The following is a 21,356-nucleotide window of genomic DNA, read 5'->3' as shown; positions in this document are numbered from 1 at the left end:
GGATAAAGTTAGTAGGATGATTTTTACAATTGATTTTGCAGATTAGACGTAATTTGCAACTAAATAAGTTTTTAATTCTCAAATAAACTTATTACATATTTAAAATTGAATAGGGAAGATAGAATAGAAAACCAAATTTTATTGTAGTAAGTTAATTAGTTAATAAAATTAGAATGCATTCGAATTTGTTTTGAGAGATTAATAACTATTTGTATTTTCGTACTAACAAATATAAATAAGGAGTATTGATATGAATAAATTAAAATTGATGGCTATAGTTGGAGTGATGTCAGCGGCGTTATTGCTGAATGGTTGTGGAGCACAAAAAGATGCACCGAAAGAAAACACAAAACAAGCTGAGCAAAAACAAGAAGATAAAAAAGAAGACAGCAAGGCTACTGAAAAAACTGAGGACAAAAAGGAAGAAGTAAGCTTGTCTGATTGGGACGGAGAATGGAACAACATGGGAAGCTATTTGGAAAAACCAGAAGTTCAAGGTGCTTACAAAACTTTAGCAAAAAAAGAAAATATTGATGAGAAAAAAGCAAAAGCAGATTATCTTGAAAAAAGAAAATGTGAATTCAATGGATTGAAAATCGACGGAAACAAGATTACATTCACAAGTAAAATCCCTTCAGAAAATGGAGATAAAATAGCTGAAACTGAGTACAAATTTGTGGAAAAAAAGGCTGTAAAACATGGATCACACATGCTAGAATGGGATGTTTTTGAAGCTGTGGATTCTAATGCAAAATATAAAGTTTTGTTGATGATGCCAATTCACGGCGAAGAAGAGTTGACACATTTCCACATGAGATATGGTAATGACAAGGAAGAATTATTTGCAAAGGAAGGCTGGTTCCCAACTTTCGTAAAACCAAACACAACTGATAAACAAATTATCGGAGAAATCGAAGAATAAGGTTGGAATATGAAATTGACAAAGGGCAGGGACGACCTGTCCTTTGATTTTTGAAAAGGAGAATTTAGATGAAAAAGAGATTTTTGAGTTTTCTATTAGCCTTGTGCATGGTTTTGTTTGCGGGATGTTCCAATCACACGAAAAAATCTTCGGGAAAACCTGTTATCTACACATCGTTTTTTCCTGTGCATGATTTGGTGAAGATGATTGCAGGAGATACTGTTGAGGTGAGAACTTTTATGCCTGTGGATAAGGAGCCTCATTTGTGGGAGCCGTCTGCTAAAGATATGAAAAAACTTGCCGATGCAGATTTGCTGGTTGTAAATGGTGCGAATATGGAACATTGGGTAGACAAGGTGCACGAGAATTTGCCTAATTTGGATATTTTGAAGTTGTCGGATTCTGTAGAGCTAATCACGTATAAAGGAGCTGCTGCAAGGGGCGATTTTCAATATATGGCACAATTGGACTTAACAAAGGGAAAAAGAAAAATAGATTTTGGGCATACTCATGAAGATATTATGAGAGTTGCGTTCCTCAAATACAATGGAGAAGACAAAAAAGAATTGGTGAAAAAAGCTAAGGAAATTATGAATCAAAAAGGTGAGATTGTTCACCAAAAAAACACTTTCGATGTTGAAGAAGGAAAAGTATATGGCCTTGAAATGGGTCATGAATCTGGAGAGATATTTTACAATATAAAAGATGATGGTAAGTGGATTTTCGTATCGGACAGAATAAGTGAAGATTTGCTACCGTATTATTTACAAGATACTAACGGTAAATTGCTTCAAGATGAGGGCAAATTAAAGCCTGTAATGGAAGGTTCTTCGTCAGGATTTGACAAGATAACTTACGATCCACATTCATGGTTATCTGTCGTAAATGCAAAGAAATATTTGAATAGTATCCAAGACAAATTGATACAAAAATACCCAGATAACGAGAGAATTTATCGAAAAAATAAATTGAAATACGTTGATAAATTGACAGACATTGACGCAGAATACAAAGAAAAATTTAGTAAATTAGACAACAAAAGCTTTTTGGTAACACATTACGCTTATGCATATATAGCGAGGGATTTTGGGCTTACTCAGTATCCATTAGAAGGTCTTACTAGCATGGAAAGTCCAAGTCTTAAAACAATAAAAAAAGCCGTGGATTTTGCGAAAACAAAAAATATTACTACGGTATTTTATGAATATGGAAAACCTCCTAAAGAAGCGAAGACTTTATCGGAAGAATTGGGAGGAGATATAAAGCCTTTGGCTTCGATGGAATTTATAACAAAAGAGCAACAGGACAATAATCAAGGATATATCGAATTAATTGAGATGAATTTGAAAAACTTATACGAATCTATGAAAAAGGCAGGTGTATAAATGAATGCAGTAACTATTAAAAACTTAAACTTTGGTTATAATGAAGATTTGGTGCTTAAAGATTTGAATTTGAAGATAAATCAAGGAGAAATGGCTTTAATCTTGGGAGGAAATGGAAGTGGTAAATCAACTTTATTGAAATTAATGCTAGGAGAGTTAAAAGCTGATGACGGAGAAATCAAAGTTTTAGATAAAAATATTAAAGATTACAAGAGCTATCGAGATATAGGATATGTTCCTCAAATAAATATTGTAAACAAAATAGCGTTTCCGATTACTTGTTTGGAGCTTGTAACGTTAAATTTGTATGAAGATTTTGGGCTAATTAAAGTCGCACGCAAAAAGCATTACGATAAAGCTAGGAAAATTATGGAAGAAATGGGTATGAAAGAATATATTAATCGTCCTGTAAATGAATTGTCGGGAGGACTTCAACAAAGAGCTATGATTTGCAGGGCGATGATTAACGAGCCGAAACTTTTGATACTCGATGAGCCGACTGCAGGTGTTGACAAAGAAAACAAAGAGAAATTTATAAAAACAATTGCTAAACTCAACAAAGATTACAACATAACTGTAATAATGGTAACTCACGAAATAAAAGAAATAGAAGCTTTGGATATTGAAAGAACACAATACGAAATGATTGAAGGGAGGCTTGTAAAATGCTAGAATTTGCGTTTATGAGAAAAGCATTGGTAGCAGGATTGATGCTTTCGATAATGATTCCGATGATTGGAATAATAATGGTCAATCGTAAAACATCTATGATAGGAGATGCGCTTTCTCATACTGCTCTTAGTGGAGTTGGGCTTGGACTTATTTTAGGATTCGACCCATTAGTAGGCTCTGCAATAGTTTGTGTTGTAGCAGCATTTTTAATAGAATTAATCAGAAAAAAATTTCCGCAATACGGAGATATGGCAACTGCTGTCATAATGAGTACGGGACTTGGAATTGCAGCGATATTATCTGATTTTGCTCCTGGAGGAAACTCATTTGAATCGTATCTTTTCGGAAGCATTTCTTCTGTAACAAACAGAGATGTGATAAATATTTCTGTGATTTTTATATTAATTTTAGTGGTGTCTATATCGCAATATTCCGGACTATTGGCTATTTCTATCGACAAAAACATCGCTCGTCTTGCTGGGGTGAAAGTAAATCGAATTAATGCAATATTTACTTTTTTATCAGCGATTACTATAGCTCTTGCAGTCAAAATCGTTGGAGCGTTGATGGTGACATCTTTGATTGTACTTCCCGTAGCCACAGCACTCATAATTGCAAAAAGCTACAAGAAAACATACATCATAACGATAATACTCGGTATTTTGTATATGATGTTGGGAATAGTTCAATCTTATCAATTTGATATTAAACCAGGTGGAGCAATCGTAGTAAATGCAGTTATAGGAATGATAGTTTTCGTAGCATATTCAAAAATTAAACAACCAAATAGGAAAAACTTTTCAAATTCAAGAAATAATGCTAAAATAAAGTAAACACAACATTACAGAAGAAGGCAGGATAATATGAATTTCGAAGTAGAAAAAGGAAACAAAATTACAATACCAGATATATTAATGAGAAAATACGACCTAAGAGTTGGAGATATATTTGAGTGTGAACTTGAAAACGACAGGATAATATTGATTCCTAAGAAAAATCACGATGCAAACTATGTCGAAAAATTAAAGGGATTGACTGATGATACAATCGATGCATTAAACGAAGAGGAATAAAATCAAAAGGACTATCAAAAAAACGATAGTCTTTTTTCTTTTTTCTGTGTAAAAAATATAAAAAAGGGGTATAATGATATTGGATATTAAAAAAGAATATCACATTTAAGGAGGTATGTAATTATGGCATGTACTACATTATTAGTAGGTAAAGAAGCGAGCTTTGACGGCTCCACAATTATTTCAAGAAGTGAAGATTCTCCTTCTGGAATTTTTACAGCTAAGAGATTTATAGTTGTAAAACCAGAAGATCAACCAAGAAAATACGAATCAGTTTTATCAGGATGCAAGGTGGATTTACCTGATAATCCTATGAGATACACAGCACTTCCAAACTCTGACACATTTGAAGGAGATTGGGCGGCATCAGGCGTTAACGAAAAAAATATTTCAATGAGCGCTACTGAAACGATCACTACTAATCCAAGAGTTCAAGGAGCAGATCCTTTGATTCAATCTCCAACAAAAGATGAAAAATTCGGTGGACTTGGAGAAGAAGATTTCGTAACTCTTGTTCTTCCTTACATCAACTCTGCAAGAGAAGGCGTTGAAAGATTAGGAAAATTATTAGAAGAACACGGAACTTATGAATCAAACGGAATTGCATTCCAAGATGTTGACGAAATTTGGTGGTTGGAAACAATCGGTGGACATCACTGGATGGCAAGAAGAGTTCCTGATGATGCATACGTTGTAATGCCAAACCAATTGGGAATTGATTATTTTGATTTCGATGATGCTTACGGCGAACAAAAAGAATTCATGTGTTCAAAAGATTTGAAAGAATGGTCCGAAAAACATCACCTATTCTTAGATCAAGAAGATTATGTAAATCCAAGATTAGCATACGGATCTCATGATCATTCAGATCACACATACAACACACCAAGAGCATGGATTATGCTTAGATATTTCAATCCAAACACATTGATTTGGGATGGAGTTGACGCTGATTTTACACCAGAATCTGATGATTTGCCATGGGCAATGGTACCAGAAAGAAAAATCACAGTTGAAGATATGAAGACAATATTGTCCAGCCACTACGAAGGAACACCTTACGATTGCTACGCAAAACACGGAGATCCAAACTACCGTGGAATGTATCGTCCATTGGGAATTAGCCGTGACAATGTAACTCATTTTACACAAATAAGACCTTACGCGCCAGAAGAAATCAGAGCAATTCAATGGTTATCATTCGGTAGCAACGCATTCAACGCAGCCGTTGCATTCTACGCAAACGTAGAAACAACACCAAGCTATGTAGGTGATCAAGTAGTAAAGGCAACATCAGAAAACTTCTACTGGGCTAACAGAATCATAGCTGCACTTTGCGATGCACACTTCAACAAAACAGCAATCTTTATCGAAAGATATCAAGGAGCAGTTCAATCCAAATCCAACGAAATCATCAACAAATACGACGAAGAATTTGCTAAAAACTCAGGTAATGTTCATGAGTTACTTGAAAAAGCAAACCAAGAAATGGCAGATTTCTTGAAAGAAAAAACAGACAAATTACTTCACGACGTTTTATTCACAGCAAGCTGCGAAATGAAAAACGGATTCGCAAGAAGTGACAACTAATATTTAACGATAAATCGGGTTTGAACAATCAAATCCGATTTTTCTACATAAGAAAATTTAAGAAGAGGAAACATAAATGAAAGCACTAAGTATACAACCATTTTACGCAACCATGATTGCTTTGGGATACAAATGGATTGAACTTCGCAGTTGGAAAACAGATTATCGTGGATGGATATTGATTTGCGCATCTAATGCCAGAAACAAATTCGAAAGAACATCGCTCATGAATGGACACGCAATCGCAATTGCAGAATTGTCCGACATTCGCAAATACAACGACGAAACTGACAGAGCAGATGCATTCTTAGATGATGATGAAACATTCGAAGGATATTCGTGGATATTCAACCGCGTAATCCCAATCGTTCCATTTTCAGTAAAAGGCAAGCTACATCTGTTCGAAGTGGATCGTGAACTAGATGACCTCGAAGCAATCGACATAGATTACGACACAAAACAATACGATGTTGATGTCGCAACGTGGTGGAAAGAAAATGGATTCATAGAAAACTTGGATATATTTGGAGAAGAATAATTTATTTTTCAAAAATTTTAAAATCAGAGCGAAAGAAATCAAACTTTCGCTCTATTTTTTGTACAGAGAAACAGCTACAATACTGAATTTACCAACTCATTTTGGTATAATAATAGGTAAGAATGATTAATAAACAAGAATGAAAATATAGCAGGTAATCACATGGATAACATAACAGGAGCTAACCTTGGATTTGAAATTGTAAAGAGTTCACCAACATAAGGAGGGAGTAAATTGCCGAAAATCAAGAAAAATCAAATTTCTGCTAAGGGATTTTCAATTCAAGTATATACTGAAGATTTTAAAAATGATTATATAAGCTTAACGGATATAGCAAGATATAAAAACACAGATGATCCAAGATTTGTTATTCAAAATTGGATGAGAAATAGAAACACCCTTGAATTTATAGGATTATGGGAAGTTTTGAATAATCCAAATTTTAACCGTGTGCAATTCGACACGTTTAGAAATGAAGCAGGCCTAAATAGATTCACAATGACCCCAGGAAAATGGATAGAATCTACAGATGCCATAGGTATAGTTTCAAAAGCGGGCCGATATGGAGGAACTTATGCTCATTACGATATAGCAATGGAATTTGCGTCTTGGCTTTCTCCAGAGTTTAAGCTTTATATTATTCAAGACTATAAAAGATTGAAGGAAGATGAAAATTCAAAGCTATCATTAACTTGGAATCTTCATAGAGAAATTTCCAAGATTAATTACAAAATTCATACAGATGCAATAAAAGAATATCTCTTAAAAGACCTAACTAATGAACAATTATCTTTTAAATACGCAAGTGAAGCAGATATGCTTAATGTTGCCTTATTTAACAAGAGAGCAAAACAGTGGCGTGAAGAAAATCCGGATTTAAAAGGCAATATGAGAGACTATGCAAGCTTGAATGAATTACTTGTGCTTGCAAATATGGAAAGTTATAATGCAATTCTTATTGGAAAAGGTGTGGATCAAAAAGATAGAATGGTAGAACTTAGAAAACTTGCAAGAACACAATTGTTATCACTTAAAAAACTTGGAGATGGCGGTATTAAAAAATTAGAGGAGAAGAAATAATTATTTGAGTAATTAATACATAGATTATTCTTTAGAAGTGTTTACATCGGCGAGGTTGTAGGATAAATTTATCAGCAAAAGGAGATTATTATGGAAAGAACTATTCGTGTAAAGGGTAAGGGCAAGATTTCGGTGAAGCCTGACACTATCAAGATTATGATAAAGGCTGAGGGTTTGCGCTGGAATTACGACGAAACTATTGAACAATCGACACAAGACACAAGGATTTTACGAGACGCTTTGAAAAATGCGGGGCTCGATCCGAAGGATTTGAAGACGACATATTTTTCGATTGATTCTAAATACGAGAGCTATCGTGACAAAAACGACGACTATAAGGAAAAGTTCGTAGGTTACGAATACGAACATCGCACATATATTAAGTTTGAAAATGACAATAAGATACTGGGGAAAGTTCTGTACGAATTGGCGAATTGCGATGTAAAAGTGAAGTTTGAAATCAATCACACTGTAAAGGACAAGGAAAAGGTCAAGAATGATTTGCTAGAAAAAGCTGTAGAAGATTCTACGACGAAGGCAAAGGTGTTGGCGAAGGCTTCTGGTGTGAAGTTGAAGGAAATACTAAACATAGATTATTCGTGGGGAGAAATTGATATATATTCTTCGCCGATGGATGATTTGATGGTTTGTAAAGCGGCGTCAAGCTATGACATAGACATTGAGGCCGATGAAATTGATGTGCAAGACACTGTTACTGTTACGTGGGCAATAGAATAAATCAAAAAAACCAGAGAATTGTACGTTCTCTGGTTTTCGTTTACATAAACAACAAATGTGCGATTGGTGCTACTATCAAAAGCGAGATTATTGTTCGTTCGATAAATATGACGAATAATTCGAACAAGTTTACAGGAATTGACGATGCGAGGATTAGTCCACCGACTTCTGATAAGTAGATCAATTGCGTTACGGAGATTGTCGCTACGATGAACTTGGTCATTTGCGATTGAATTGTGCTTGCGGCTATGATAGATGGTGTGAACATGTCGCTGAATCCTACAATCATTGTCTTGGATGCTTCCAAACTTTCTGGAACTTTTAAGAAGTTCAACAGTGGCAAGAAAGGCTTGCCCAAGATTTCGAAAACTTGCGTGTTGTTTGCAAGTACAAGTGATGCCGTTCCGATTATCATAACAATCGGCATTACTGAAAACCACATTCCAAATGCGTTTTCGATTCCGTTTTTCAAAAATTCTCCGATTCCTTTGTGAGACTCTGCACGTTTGATTGCCAAATCTAGTCCGTACTGTACCGATGAAGAATAATTTTCTGCAATATCTTCGTTATCATGATTAGATTTTACTACGTAGTCGTCTTTTTTGAGTGACAATGGTGGAATTCTTGGAACTATAATTGCACAGACAATTCCAACTAAGCAGACCAAAAGGTAGTACACTCCGAAATAGTCGACCATGTCAACTTGGGATAAAACGATAAGGCTGAATGTGATGGAAACTGCAGAGAAATTCGTAGAAATAATTGCAGCTTCTTTTGCAGAATAATATCCAGATTCGTATTGGTTTGCAGTTAGCATGACACCCAATGTTCCATCTCCAATCCAACTTGTGATGCAATCTACTGCGGCACGTCCAGGAATTAAAAATACTGGACGCATTATTTTTGTGAAAATCGCACCGATAAATTCCAAAAGTCCGAAATCTAATAAAAGTGGTAGAAGCATGCTGGCTATTACGAAAATAATTACAAGTGATGTCAACAAATCGTTGAGTATAAATGTTGCAGATTCATCGGCAACTATCATGTCGAAAAACGGCCCAAGGTTAAGCTTGTCCTTCAACACTACCATCCACACGACTATAAATCCTAGAATTCTAAGTACTAGCCACACAGGCGTTACAGAAAATGTTTGATCTAAAAGTTTGTTTTCTTTGATGAATTTTACATTGAAACTTGCCAAAACACTCATCACAAAAGATATCGTAATTATTATTGTGCAAAGTGCTGGCAGATAATCGCCGATGGTTTTGGCTATAAAATCAGCGAAAATTTTGACGATTATAGTCCATTCGCCATCGAATTTTACGGGTATCATGAAGATGATTATCCCGATAATCGATGGAATCAGAAAATTCAGTAATGATTTTTTGTTGGTTTTCATATTATCTCCTCGCTTTAAAATATTTCAACTAGTATAACACTTATGAAAATATGATGCAAGAAAATAACAAATAAAATTAATTAAGAGAAGCAAGAAATCATATGGCACGAAGAATTAGAAAAATCCTCTAGCACGAATATCTAGACTACACAAATTGAAGATTTCTAAATCTCAAAATCCTAAAATCGTAAGCAGGCTAACGCTAAAGCGGTACGATTTTTGACGGATTTTTTCGATTTGAAATCAAACAATTTGTTTCGTATGATATTCTTAGCCAGAGGATTTTCTAATTTACAAAATTTCAAATAAAAAAGGCTACCGATATAGTAGCCCGTAAATTATTCTTCCGTATCTTCTGTAGTATCGTCTGATTGATTTTCTTCAGCCATTGTTTCCATTTCTTCTTTCAAAACTTTGTTGTCCAGGTTAGAATCTTCAATCATGGATTTTACTTTTCTGGCATCTTTTTTACTGTAATGTTGATCGTCGTCATATTTCTTTTCCAATAAATCTAAAATTTTAAATCTTCTTTTGGATTCTTTTTTGATTTTTTGAAAATCTCTGATGTATGCGTAAATCAAAAATATTATCAAAATTATTCCGGCGTAACCAATTATAGGGTATGTGATGCTGATAAGTTTTCTGAATCCTAAAAAGCTTAGGAAAAATCCTATCGTTACAAATCCAATCAAATACATTTTGTATTTTGTAGGATTGTCCTTGGAAGCTCTTTTAGCTAACGAATAATACAAGCCGATAGCTGTGTTGAAAATCATTCCGAATATTACAAAACTCATTATCAAACCTAAAACTGGATTGATTTCTTCGATTAGAGTTTGTGTTGGAAGATCTGCATCTTTTAATATGTCGACTCTCATGAATAGTACAACTGCCAAAAGAGCGGTTACTGTTCCTGTGATAAATCCTCCCAACAATCCACTAACTTTGGCCTCTTCTGATAAAACGTGATTGCCACCGATTGCAAACGCCGTACTTAAACCAACCATCATACACAATGAAAAATAGTTCACTACAGAAAGCCAAGGATTGCCGAAATTTTTCGGAATAGTTCTTGCAATTGGATCCAATTGGTCAAAACTTCCGTCAAATTTTATAATTGTATAGACTGATGCGATTAAAATTAACGCAACGATAATTGGCGTGAATGATCCGATAATTCTTGTAACTTTTTCAAAATCCATCATTCCCACGAAAATTACAAGTAGTGCGCAAATCAAAGACCCTATCCATGGAGCTAGTCCGAATTGTTGGTTGAGGTTGGATCCTGCACCTGATAGCATTACGAATCCGATTATAAATCCTGTCAAAATAAGTAAAATGTCGAAAATTCTAGTGAATTTTTTGGATGCTATCTCGTCCAAAACATCGCTGTGTTCATCTGCAAAATAATACGAACCCAACTCTAAAATAATCGCTCCAATAAATGTATGCAACAACAAAACAAATAGCGCAGTCCACAAACCAGATTTGCCATAAGCTGTGAAATATTGCAAGATTTCTTGTCCACTTGCAAGTCCAGCACCAGTTAGCACTGCTACATAAGCAAGGGATGTGCTTAATATTTTCTTTTTCATAGTTCTCTCCTTCTTTTGTAAAATTATATAATAAAGTTTAAAAATAGCCAAGATGTAATTATATAACAAATTTTACAAAAAGCAAATTAGCGAATTGAACAATATGTTATAATATTCATGAAAAGAGGTGCTATATGTTTAAAGTTAAAAATTTTGAAGATAATGATGATGTCATAATCAAGGAACAAAATGGAGCGTTTAAAGTTGTAGAATACAAGAGGGATTTGTCGGTTGATTACGAACAAGCACAAAGCTCTTACTTCGCATCTGAAATGAATGTCAGAAGAAGACAATTGGTGTGCGATGTTTCCAAATCAAACATAACTGTGCAAGCAGGTGCTATGCAATGGATGATTGGAAATGTAAGCTCAACTACTGGAATAAAAGGAGCTGGAGATTTCTTCAAAAAAGCTTTGCGTGGTTCTGTAACTGGCGAAGGTGCGATAAAACCGGAATACACAGGCGACGGGCTTTTGGTGTTGGAACCGACATACAAGCACATTTTATTGTTGGATGTAGATGATTGGGACAATGAAATCATCATAGAAGATGGATTGTTCTTGGCTTGTGATTCTGAATTGGAACACAAAGCTATTATGCAATCCAATATTTCATCTGCTGTTGCTGGTGGAGAAGGTCTATTCAACTTAGGACTTCACGGAACGGGAATTGTCGCGTTGGAATCTTATGTACCAAGAGAAGAATTGATTGAAATAACGCTTGACAATGACGTGTTGAAGATAGATGGAAATATGGCGATTGCTTGGAGTGGCTCATTGAATTTTACAGTTGAAAGAGCTGGTAAATCATTGATAGGTTCTGCGACAAGCGGTGAAGGACTTGTGAATGTGTATAGAGGAACTGGAAAAGTTCTAATGGCACCAGTTTTGGAATAAAATGAAAAATTAAATATTGAGTATTTAATAGCAAAACATTAATGCTAAAAAAAATGGATAACAAACCTTAATGCACGAATATCTAGACTCCACAAATTGAAGATTTCATAATCTTAAAATCCTAAAATCGTAAGCACACTTCGTTTACGCAGTACGATTTTTGACGGATTTTTTCGATTTGAAATCAAACAATTTGTTCCGTATGATATTCTTAGCATTAATGGTTTGTTATTTTTAATTTGTATAGAAAAAATCGTGAAAGTTTGCAAAAAAATTTCGCGTTTTTTTATTCGGACAAAACGAATATGGTATAATAAAGAAAAGTATATTCAAAGTAATGTAAAGAACATCTTGGGAGGCACTACTATGAATAAATTGAGAAACAAATTATACAAATACGAATTTAGGACGATTATTGTGGGTGTAATTCTATTTATTATGGAATTGAAACTTAGAATGAGTTATCCAAAACTTGTAAGCGTTTTGATATCACCGTTATCAAGCATTTTCATCTATGCTTCTATAGCTATTGTGTTGATGCTAATGGTTTTGGAGATGTTGGCAGCGATTAAAAACAGAGATTTCGATATTTTGTTTTTCATTTTAATCATTTTAGCGGGACTTTATTTGATGTATCGTATTATTTAAAATTTGGAGGATATTATGGGTATATTTGATAAATTAAAAAGCGTTTTTTCTTCAGAAGAAAAGGAAACTAACAGTCAAGCTCACAAAAATGATTGGTATGTTTTTGAATGGAGTGTAAAGGACACTGGGGAGATCTTCTACGTTGGTTATGGTTATGGTGAAGATTCTAAGTCTTTCGGATTTGAAAGTTATCACGGAGAAAGAATCAAGGAAAAATTGGATGTGGAATCTAAAATCATCAAGGACAACTTGGAAGAAGATGAAGCTCGCGATTTGCAACAAGAAGAGTTGAAGAGAGTTTTGAAAGAAACTGACAATGTGATTATCAATCGTGTGACTCCTAATATGATTACTAGAAAATCGGGATTGTTAAAGTCAGAAACTACACCAAACTACAGATTTGAACAAGCGCCGGTGTTATATGTTGCTGAATATGAACAACATTATTTGGATATGGATTATGATGATTTCGAAAAAGTTGACTTGGATAATTTGAAGTCTGTGTACTTAGTTGAAAAGGGCGTTGATGATGAAATTATCGCAAACATTTACAAGGATGATTTGGATAAATATTTGAACCAAACAAAATCTTTGTTGGAACACGAAAACATTAAAATCGTCGATGATCAATTTGCAAATGATGTAACTGCTTGGATTTACATTGGCGATGATTCCATTGCAAAGGTTAAGGAATACGAAGACAAAGCCCAACAAAAACTTTCCAAGAAAATTCCTGTATATCACATGATGGATGTGTTGAAGAAATTAAAAGAAAAGAACAAGGATAACTTGGATGAGATTTTCAATAAAATCAAGACTACAAAAGAAGTTGTAATTCACCCACACAACAATAGAGTTGCTGTGTTTGATATCAAAAACTTGGACGATCCAGCGAAGGGTGCTAAAGAAGGTTTGAGATATTGGAACGAAGGAGAAAAATTCAGAAAGGATTCTCACTTCCAATCTGCAATCAAAAACTACGACACTGCTCGTGAAAACGGATTGTGCACTCCTGCGCTTTACAGCTCTTATGCCAGTGTGTACAGAAGCATGAAGGATTATGACAACGAAATTGATATTTTGCAAGAAGGTATTAAAAGATTGTCCGATCAAGATAACGTGTCTGAATCTCACATTAATTCTATGAAGGAAAGATTAGAAAAAGCAAAGGAACTTTTATTAAAAGAATAATTTGAACGAATTTCCCAATTTGAGAAATCAAGTTGGGGAATTTTTTATCACTAAGCGTTATATGATATAATATACAAAGGTGGTAAAATGAAAGATGCTCTCGGAAGAAAGATAGATTATTTGAGAATTTCGGTGACTGACAAGTGCAATTTGAGATGCAAATATTGCATGCCAGAAGAAGGAATCACGCATTTGAATCACGACGAAATTCTAAGTATAGATGAAACTTTGAAAATCGTTGAAGTTTTCAAAGATTTGGGAATAAAAAAAGTACGCTTAACTGGAGGCGAACCTCTGGTTAGAAACGGAATATTGGATTTGGTAAAAGGCATCAAGAACATGGGAATTGAAGAAATCTGCATGACTACCAATGCGATTAAATTGTACGACATGGCTGAAGATTTAAAGGAAAGCGGCGTGGACAGATTCAACATTTCGCTTGATACTTTGGATGCGGATAAATTTCGCGACATAACGCGCGGCGGAGATTTGAAAAAGGTTCTGAAATCCATCGATAAATTAAAACAAATGGATATAAAACCAATTAAAATCAACACCGTTGTGATGAGACATTTCAACTACGATGAGATAGAAGATTTTGTGAAATTCGCAGAGAATGGTGTGATTGTAAGATTTATCGAACTGATGCCAATTGGTGAAGCGATTGGAAAATCTGATGATTATGTGTCGAACGAAGAAATTATCAAAAAGATCGGAAATCTTCAAAAAATTGAAAGCAATTCACAAAAATCGAAGGTCGCAGAATATTACACCAATCCAAATGGTGCGATTGTGGGATTTATCAATCCGATTTCTCACAAATTCTGCTCAGAATGTAACAGAGTTAGGCTGGATTGCAAGGGCAATTTGCTGATGTGTTTGCATTCTAATAAGTCGATTAATTTGAAAGATTGTATTCGAAATGATGAAGATATACGACAAATTATTACACAAGAAATATACAATAAACCAGAAAGACATTATCTCGAAGAAGGTAACTTCAACAAAAGGGATATGAATACTATAGGAGGTTAATGTGGATTTAACTCATTTTAACGAAGATGGTTTGCCAAGAATGGTGGATGTATCTGAAAAGGAAACTACTAAAAGAGTTGCTGTGGCTCATAGTAGGATTTATATGAAAAAAGAAACTATGCAAAAAATCACAGAAAAATCCATCAAAAAAGGCGACGTTTTGAGTGTCGCACAAACTGCTGCGATTATGGCTGCGAAGAAAACATCGGAAATTATTCCAATGTGCCACAATATTTTCATCACAGGTGTTGATGTTAAATTCGAATTAGCAGATGATTTTATAGATATTTTCGTCCAATCAAACACCGAATCAAAAACAGGAATTGAGATGGAAAGTTTGACGGCTGCAAGTGTGGCGGCTCTTACGATTTACGATATGTGCAAGGCGATTGATCGTTCAATGAGAATTACAAATGTGGAGTTACTTCACAAAGAAGGCGGAAAAAGCGGCGTTTACAACAGAAGTGTCGACAGTGATGAGGCAGTTGTCATCGATGTGAATATCAGCGAGAAAAAAGGAACTGTGAAAACTCCTGTAGAATTTGCAGAACTAAAAGTGGATCACGGATTGGTTGGAGATGCACATGCTGGAAATTGGCACAGACAAGTGTCGCTTTTGGCAGGAGAATCCATCAATAAAATGCGAGAAATGGGTCTTGATTTGAAAGATGGAGATTTCGCTGAAAATATTACAACGAAAAACATTGAACTATTTACACTTCCTGTCGGTCAAGTGTTGACGATTGGAGAATGTGTTCTAGAAGTTACACAAATCGGAAAAGAATGTCACAAAGGTTGTGCGATTAAACAAAAAGTCGGCAATTGTATTATGCCAACGGAAGGAATTTTCTGCAAAGTTTTAAAGGGCGGAATTATTAAGAAAAACGACAAAATCAAGCTTGTAGAATTAAATTAAAAGTTTGTGTTATAATATATTCGGAGTCTGGGGGTGCTTTACGCTGAGATCTTTTTAGAAACCCTTATACCTGCTCATGATAATGCATGCGAAGGGAAGAACTTAGAATGTTTTTTGCGGATACATGGGTTATGTATCCGTTATTTTTTCCAGTCTCCAAATCAACATAGGAGGTATTTATGGAATATACAACTCAATTAGACGCTGCAAAGAAGAAAATCATTACAAAAGAAATGAAAAGAGTAGCGGAAAAAGAAAACATAGACGTAGAATTTCTTAGAGAAAAAGTTGAAAAAGGATATGTGGTTATTCCAGCGAACAAAAACCACAAATCATTGGATGCTCACGGTGTTGGTGAAGGTTTGAAGACTAAAATCAACGTGAACTTGGGAATTTCAAAAGATTGCTACAACATCGAAAAGGAAATGGAAAAAGTTAGAGTGGCAATCGACATGGACGCAGAAGCGATAATGGATTTGTCAAATTACGGAAAGACTAGACAGTTTAGAGAAGAACTTATCGACTATTCTCCTGCAATGATTGGTAGCGTTCCGATGTACGATTGCGTTGGAATGTTAGATAAAGAATTGAAGGATATTACTGAAGAAGAATTCTTACAAGTTGTGGAACAACACGCAAAAGACGGGGTGGATTTCATCACAATTCACGTTGGACTTACAAGAGATATCGCTGAACATTTGAAAACAACAGACAGAATTACAAAAATCGTATCACGTGGTGGATCATTATTATTCGCGTGGATGATTGCTAATAACAAGGAAAATCCACTTGTAACAAGATACGACGATGTACTTGAAATCTGCGAAAAATACGACGTCACACTAAGCTTGGGAGATGCTTTAAGACCGGGTTGCATTAACGATGCGACAGATGATTTGCAAATTCAAGAGCTAATCAATTTATCCAGAATGGCAAAAAGAGCTTACGAAAAAAATGTACAAGTAATGATTGAGGGACCAGGCCACGTTCCAATCGACCAAATCGAAGCAAATATGAAAATCGAAAAAACAATCTGCAACAACGCGCCATTTTACGTGTTGGGACCTTTGGTAACAGACATTGCACCGGGATACGATCACATCACATCAGCAATTGGTGGTGCAATCGCAGCAAGTACAGGAGCAGATTTCTTGTGCTATGTAACTCCTGCAGAACATTTGAGACTTCCTAACTTGGAAGATATGAAAGAAGGAATTATTGCTACGAAAATCGCAGCCCATGCTGGAGATATCGCAAAGAAAATCCCTGGAGCAAAAGAAAGAGACGACGAAATGAGCAGAGCCCGTTTTAACTTGGATTGGGAAAAAATGTTCGAACTTGCAATTGACAGCGAAAAACCAAAAAAATACAGAAAAGAATCTCAACCAATCGAAGAAGATTCATGTACAATGTGCGGTAAAATGTGTTCAATGAGAACAGTGAAGAAAGTTTTGAACGGGGAAGATGTCAATTTGATTTAGAAAAATTTGATTTAGATAATTTTATGAATTCAACCATCAAGAATATCTTGGTGGTTGTTTTAAATTTGAACTAAATAAAAAAATATTCGAGAAAATCATTGACAATGGTTATTAGTAGTCGTATAATTCTAATAGTATTAGGTAAAAGGTGATATTATGAATGAAAAATTAGCAAAAGAAGTTATAAGATGCGTTCACAGCATTGGAAAGCATCATCCTCACAAACAAATCAACGATTCTGTCAGAGGAGAAAACATGGCTTTGGGATTTATCAAATCGGAAGGGGGATCGACTTATCCGAAAGAAATCGAACTTGCTATGGGGATTTCCAGCGCGAGAGTTGCAGCTATTATTAAAAAATTGGAACAACGCGAACTTGTAACAAGAACTGGAGATAAAATCGACAGGAGAAAAACTTTGGTAAGTTTAACTGAAAAAGGAGAAAAAGTCGCCCAAGAAACTGAGGACAAGATAATGTATGCTCTTGGTCAAATGTTTGATGCTTTGGGAGAAGAAGATTCTGAAAATTTCGTCAGAATAATCGACAAGCTTATTAAAAATTTGCCAAAGATAAGCAAGGTTTGCGAAGATAAATTTAAAGAAATGGATGATAGTTTTGATAAAAATAATTAGATATTTGAATAAAAAACAATGGATGCAGATACTTTTGAGTTTTGTGTTTATCGTTACTCAAGTGTATTTGGATTTGAAAATTCCGGATTATATGTCGAAAATCACGATGTATGTGGAAAGTCCGGGTCACACTGTAAGTGATATTATCGGCGAAGGAAAATGGATGCTTTTGTGTGCATTCGGCTCTTTGATTTCAGCAATTATCGTAGGATTTTTGGCGTCGAAGGTATCGGCGTCATTCTCCAAAGATTTGAGGTCTAGAATATTTTCGAAGGTGGAAAGTTTTTCCATGAAAGAAATCAACGAATTTTCCACAGCAAGTTTGATAACTAGATCTACGAATGATATTACTCAAATTCAAATGGTAATAGTGATAGGATTACAAATTTTGATAAAAGCGCCGATAATGGCTGTGTGGGCTATCACGAAAATCTATAACAAGGGATTTGAATGGACAATGGCGACTGCTGTAACTGTTGTGATATTGATAGTTTTTGTAGCTATATTGATGGTTTTGGTTATGCCGAAGTTCAGAATGATGCAAACTTTAACAGATAATATCAACAGGATTTTGCGTGAAAACTTGACAGGACTTGCAGTTATAAGAGCATATAATTCTGAAGAATTTAGAGAAGGAAAGTTTGAAGAAGCAAATGTTGAATTGACAAATACTCAACTGTTCACAAGTCGTGCAATGAGTACGATGTTTCCTGCAATTAATTTGGGGATGTCTGTTCTAACTCTTGTGATTTATTTCATAGGGGCAGGACTCATAAATGCAGCAAATATGATGGACAAATACGTTTTGTTCTCAAATATGGTTGTGTTCAGTTCGTATGCAATGCAAGTTATCATGTCATTTATGATGATGAGTATGATATTCATAATGATTCCAAGAGCGCAGATCTCTGCAAATCGTATCAACGAAGTGTTGGATACAGAGCTTTCCATAAAAGATGGAGATATTGATACATCAAATGAAGATTACGAATATGAGATTGAGTTTGACAATGTATCTTTCAAATACACTGATTCCGAGCAATATATTTTAAAGGATATTGATTTTAGGGTGAAAAAAGGAGAAAAGGTAGCTATAATAGGTTCCACAGGATCTGGTAAAAGCACTATCTTGAATTTGCTTTTGAGATTTTATGATGCAACAGAAGGCGTTGTGAAAATCCAAGGAATCGACATTAGAAAGTATAAGCTTAAATTTTTGTACGAAAAAATCGGCGCCGTTTTCCAAAAATCATTCCTATTCAAAGGAAATGTAAAATCGAACATTTCATTTTCAGAAGATGGTATGGATAATGAAAAAGTAGAACAAGCGGCAGATACTTCGCAATCAATGGAGTTTATCGACAAATTTGACGAAAAATTTGACCACGAAATCGCACAATTAGGTAAGAATGTTTCTGGTGGACAAAAACAAAGATTGTCCATAGCTAGAGCAATCTACAAAAAGCCAGATATTTATCTGTTTGACGACAGTTTCTCGGCACTTGATTTCAAAACAGATAGCGAACTTAGACATCAATTGAGAGAAAAAAGCCCAGACGCTACAACTATTATTGTCGCTCAAAGGGTTGGTTCGATAATGGATTCGGATCAAATAATCGTACTTGAAAACGGAGAAATAGCAGGAATAGGTAAACACAAAGATTTATTGAAAAATTGTGAAGTGTACAAGGAAATAGCCTACTCGCAATTAACAGAGGAGGAATTAAATGCCTAGACAAACTGTAAATGAAAAACCGAAAAAATTCAAAAAAACATTAAAAGAAATGGCAGGGTATTTGAAGCCTTATTTTCCATTGATATTGATAGCAGTTGTGGCGAGCGTAATAGCGACGATTTTGCAAATAATTGGACCAGATAAGTTAAAACTAATCACAGATGAAATCACAAAAGGACTTCCTAAAATTGTCAAAGGAAAACCCGTTGTAACTGCGATTGACATGGATAGCGTAAAATCAATAACGTTGATGCTGTTGATATTCTACCTATCTTCACTTGTGTTGAATTTGTTGCAAAGATTTATCATGGCAGATGTCACGCAAAAAATCTCCAAATCATTCAGAGAAGAGATAGCAAAAAAAATCAATAGATTGCCATTTAGCTATTTTGATAACACAACTTTTGGAGACATTCTAAGTAGAGTAACAAACGACGTAGACACAATCAGTCAGAGCTTGAACCAGTCTGTTGGAGCATTGTTGACAAGTATCGTAATGCTTATTGGAACTGTAGTTATGATGATTTATAATTCTGGGATTTTGACGATAACTACGATTTTGTCATCGCTTGTGGGATTTGTGTTCATTACAATAATAATGAAAAAATCACAAAAATATTTCAAAGAACAACAACAAAACTTGGGTGATATCAACGGACAAATCGAAGAAGTATACACTGGTCACAACGTCATCAAAGCTTACAACGCAGGAGCAAGAGCCGTAGATGAATTTGAACAAACAAACACTAAACTCTACACTAGTGCATGGAAATCACAATTCTTGTCCGGACTTATGATGCCTATAATGCAATTTGCAGGAAACTTCTCCTACGTAATGGTCTGCATAGTCGGTGGAGCATTGGCAATCAACGGCAAAATATCATTCGGGGTTATCGTAGCTTTTATGATTTATGTAAGACTATTCACAAATCCTCTATCAGACATTGCACAAAGCTTCAACACTTTGCAAAGAGCTGCAGCAGCAGGAGAAAGAGTGTTTGAATTTTTGAATGAAGATGAATTAGAAGAAGAACACGTCACAGAAAAATTAGAAAAAGCAAAAGGCGAAGTTGAATTCAAAGACGTTAGGTTTGGATATGATCCTGAAAAAATCATCATCAAAGATTTCAGCGTAAAAGTAAATCCAGGAGAAAAAATCGCCATCGTTGGTCCAACTGGAGCCGGAAAGACTACGATTGTAAATCTATTAATGAGATTTTACGAAATAAACGACGGACAAATATTGATAGACGGAATTGATACGAAAAACTTATCCAGAGAGAATTTGAGAGACCAATTCTGTATGGTACTTCAAGATTCGTGGGTATTCGAAGCAAGTGTCAGAGAAAACATAACATTCGGAGAAAAAGATATAACTGACGAAGAATTGATAGACGTGTGCAAACGCGTAAACTTGGATCACTTTATCAGAACACTTCCACAAGGATATGACACTATTTTGAACGACAAACAATCATTGTCGCAAGGACAACTTCAACTACTCACAATCGCACGTGCAATGGTCAGTCACGCGCCAATGTTGATACTAGATGAAGCCACAAGCTCCGTGGATACAAGAACTGAAATAATCGTTCAAGATGCAATGGATGAACTTGCAAAAGGAAGAACATCATTTGTAATCGCGCACAGATTATCCACAATCAAAAACGCGGATTTGATACTTGTAATGAAAGACGGAGACATCGTAGAAAAAGGAAAACACGACGAATTATTGGCACGTGACGGATTCTACGCACAATTATACAACGCGCAATTTGAAAGAAAATAGCGATAAAATTAAAATAGAGATTGGGAACACAATGTCC

Annotated in this window: 20 protein-coding genes and 1 riboswitch; of the genes, 18 read left to right on the top strand and 2 right to left on the bottom strand. The window is 35.1% G+C overall.

The features are described from left to right. The first annotated feature begins 250 nt into the window (after positions 1 to 250). The 9 genes from GKG01_RS06590 (at position 251) to GKG01_RS06550 (ending at position 7,998) form a co-directional block, all read left to right on the top strand. On the top strand, positions 251 to 922 hold the full coding sequence (locus GKG01_RS06590; RefSeq protein WP_154271876.1) for a ZinT/AdcA family metal-binding protein: 672 nt from the start codon (positions 251 to 253) through the stop codon (positions 920 to 922). Between the two features lie 68 nt (positions 923 to 990). After that, entirely contained in the window at positions 991 to 2,307 is a 1,317-nt protein-coding gene (locus tag GKG01_RS06585; protein WP_154271875.1) for a zinc ABC transporter substrate-binding protein, read from the top strand. Further along, complete coding sequence (locus GKG01_RS06580; RefSeq protein WP_154271874.1) at positions 2,308 to 2,979, top strand: ATP-binding cassette domain-containing protein; 672 nt, start codon at positions 2,308 to 2,310, stop codon at positions 2,977 to 2,979. Further along, on the top strand, positions 2,973 to 3,812 hold the full coding sequence (locus GKG01_RS06575) for a metal ABC transporter permease (protein WP_094206741.1): 840 nt from the start codon (positions 2,973 to 2,975) through the stop codon (positions 3,810 to 3,812). Before GKG01_RS06580 ends, GKG01_RS06575 begins: the two co-directional genes overlap by 7 nt. Before the next feature lie 30 nt (positions 3,813 to 3,842). Next, positions 3,843 to 4,052 carry an AbrB/MazE/SpoVT family DNA-binding domain-containing protein gene (locus GKG01_RS06570; protein ID WP_002834937.1) on the top strand — a complete coding sequence of 70 codons (210 nt, stop codon included), beginning with the start codon at positions 3,843 to 3,845 and terminating at the stop codon, positions 4,050 to 4,052. Positions 4,053 to 4,175: 123 nt separating this feature from the next. Beyond that, on the top strand, positions 4,176 to 5,642 hold the full coding sequence (locus GKG01_RS06565; protein ID WP_154271873.1) for a C69 family dipeptidase: 1,467 nt from the start codon (positions 4,176 to 4,178) through the stop codon (positions 5,640 to 5,642). Positions 5,643 to 5,718: 76 nt separating this feature from the next. Beyond that, the gene (locus tag GKG01_RS06560; RefSeq protein WP_154271872.1) at positions 5,719 to 6,180 is read left to right on the top strand and encodes an ASCH domain-containing protein; all 462 of its coding nucleotides are present in this window, start codon (positions 5,719 to 5,721) and stop codon (positions 6,178 to 6,180) included. Between the two features lie 234 nt (positions 6,181 to 6,414). Next, complete coding sequence (locus tag GKG01_RS06555; RefSeq protein WP_154271870.1) at positions 6,415 to 7,260, top strand: KilA-N domain-containing protein; 846 nt, start codon at positions 6,415 to 6,417, stop codon at positions 7,258 to 7,260. 90 nt (positions 7,261 to 7,350) lie between these two features. Beyond that, on the top strand, positions 7,351 to 7,998 hold the full coding sequence (locus tag GKG01_RS06550) for an SIMPL domain-containing protein (protein WP_154271869.1): 648 nt from the start codon (positions 7,351 to 7,353) through the stop codon (positions 7,996 to 7,998). A gap of 40 nt (positions 7,999 to 8,038) precedes the next feature. Here the strand turns inward: GKG01_RS06550 and GKG01_RS06545 are convergent, their stop codons facing one another. Both GKG01_RS06545 and GKG01_RS06540 read right to left on the bottom strand, forming a co-directional pair. Then, the gene (locus GKG01_RS06545) at positions 8,039 to 9,400 is read right to left on the bottom strand and encodes a YjiH family protein (protein ID WP_154271868.1); all 1,362 of its coding nucleotides are present in this window, start codon (positions 9,398 to 9,400) and stop codon (positions 8,039 to 8,041) included. Between the two features lie 338 nt (positions 9,401 to 9,738). Further along, on the bottom strand, positions 9,739 to 10,995 hold the full coding sequence (locus GKG01_RS06540; protein ID WP_154271867.1) for a hypothetical protein: 1,257 nt from the start codon (positions 10,993 to 10,995) through the stop codon (positions 9,739 to 9,741). Between the two features lie 134 nt (positions 10,996 to 11,129). Here GKG01_RS06540 and GKG01_RS06535 point away from each other — a divergent pair, with 134 nt between their 5' ends. From GKG01_RS06535 to GKG01_RS06495, 9 genes are all read left to right on the top strand, one after another. After that, positions 11,130 to 11,891, top strand: coding sequence for an AIM24 family protein (locus tag GKG01_RS06535; RefSeq protein ID WP_154271866.1), 762 nt, complete (start codon positions 11,130 to 11,132; stop codon positions 11,889 to 11,891). Between the two features lie 366 nt (positions 11,892 to 12,257). Next, positions 12,258 to 12,539, top strand: coding sequence for a hypothetical protein (locus GKG01_RS06530; protein WP_094204204.1), 282 nt, complete (start codon positions 12,258 to 12,260; stop codon positions 12,537 to 12,539). Between the two features lie 15 nt (positions 12,540 to 12,554). After that, positions 12,555 to 13,730 (top strand): hypothetical protein, encoded by a 1,176-nt coding sequence (locus tag GKG01_RS06525; protein WP_094209941.1) that lies wholly within the window; start codon positions 12,555 to 12,557, stop codon positions 13,728 to 13,730. A gap of 87 nt (positions 13,731 to 13,817) precedes the next feature. Continuing rightward, positions 13,818 to 14,765: a GTP 3',8-cyclase MoaA gene (gene moaA / locus GKG01_RS06520; RefSeq protein ID WP_154271864.1), complete on the top strand. Its 948-nt coding sequence runs from the start codon at positions 13,818 to 13,820 to the stop codon at positions 14,763 to 14,765. Position 14,766: 1 nt separating this feature from the next. Further along, complete coding sequence (locus tag GKG01_RS06515; RefSeq protein WP_172975104.1) at positions 14,767 to 15,681, top strand: cyclic pyranopterin monophosphate synthase MoaC/MOSC-domain-containing protein; 915 nt, start codon at positions 14,767 to 14,769, stop codon at positions 15,679 to 15,681. 19 nt (positions 15,682 to 15,700) lie between these two features. Then, positions 15,701 to 15,795, top strand: a riboswitch (TPP riboswitch). Positions 15,796 to 15,860: 65 nt separating this feature from the next. Continuing rightward, positions 15,861 to 17,162, top strand: a complete 1,302-nt coding sequence (thiC, locus tag GKG01_RS06510; RefSeq protein WP_154271863.1) for a phosphomethylpyrimidine synthase ThiC — start codon at positions 15,861 to 15,863, stop codon at positions 17,160 to 17,162. A 156-nt stretch (positions 17,163 to 17,318) separates the two neighbouring features. Beyond that, positions 17,319 to 17,795, top strand: coding sequence for a winged helix DNA-binding protein (locus GKG01_RS06505; RefSeq protein WP_154271862.1), 477 nt, complete (start codon positions 17,319 to 17,321; stop codon positions 17,793 to 17,795). Then, on the top strand, positions 17,770 to 19,530 hold the full coding sequence (locus GKG01_RS06500; protein WP_154271861.1) for an ABC transporter ATP-binding protein: 1,761 nt from the start codon (positions 17,770 to 17,772) through the stop codon (positions 19,528 to 19,530). Before GKG01_RS06505 ends, GKG01_RS06500 begins: the two co-directional genes overlap by 26 nt. Beyond that, the gene (locus GKG01_RS06495; protein ID WP_154271860.1) at positions 19,523 to 21,319 is read left to right on the top strand and encodes an ABC transporter ATP-binding protein; all 1,797 of its coding nucleotides are present in this window, start codon (positions 19,523 to 19,525) and stop codon (positions 21,317 to 21,319) included. The genes GKG01_RS06500 and GKG01_RS06495 overlap by 8 nt, the downstream gene beginning before the upstream one ends. The last annotated feature ends 37 nt before the right edge of the window (positions 21,320 to 21,356 follow it).

Origin of the sequence: Finegoldia sp. BIOML-A4, assembly GCF_009679635.1 — a bacterium.
GTDB classification, from domain to species: Bacteria; Bacillota; Clostridia; order Tissierellales; family Peptoniphilaceae; genus Finegoldia; species Finegoldia magna.
This window is presented reverse-complemented; position numbering and strand designations above follow the sequence as displayed.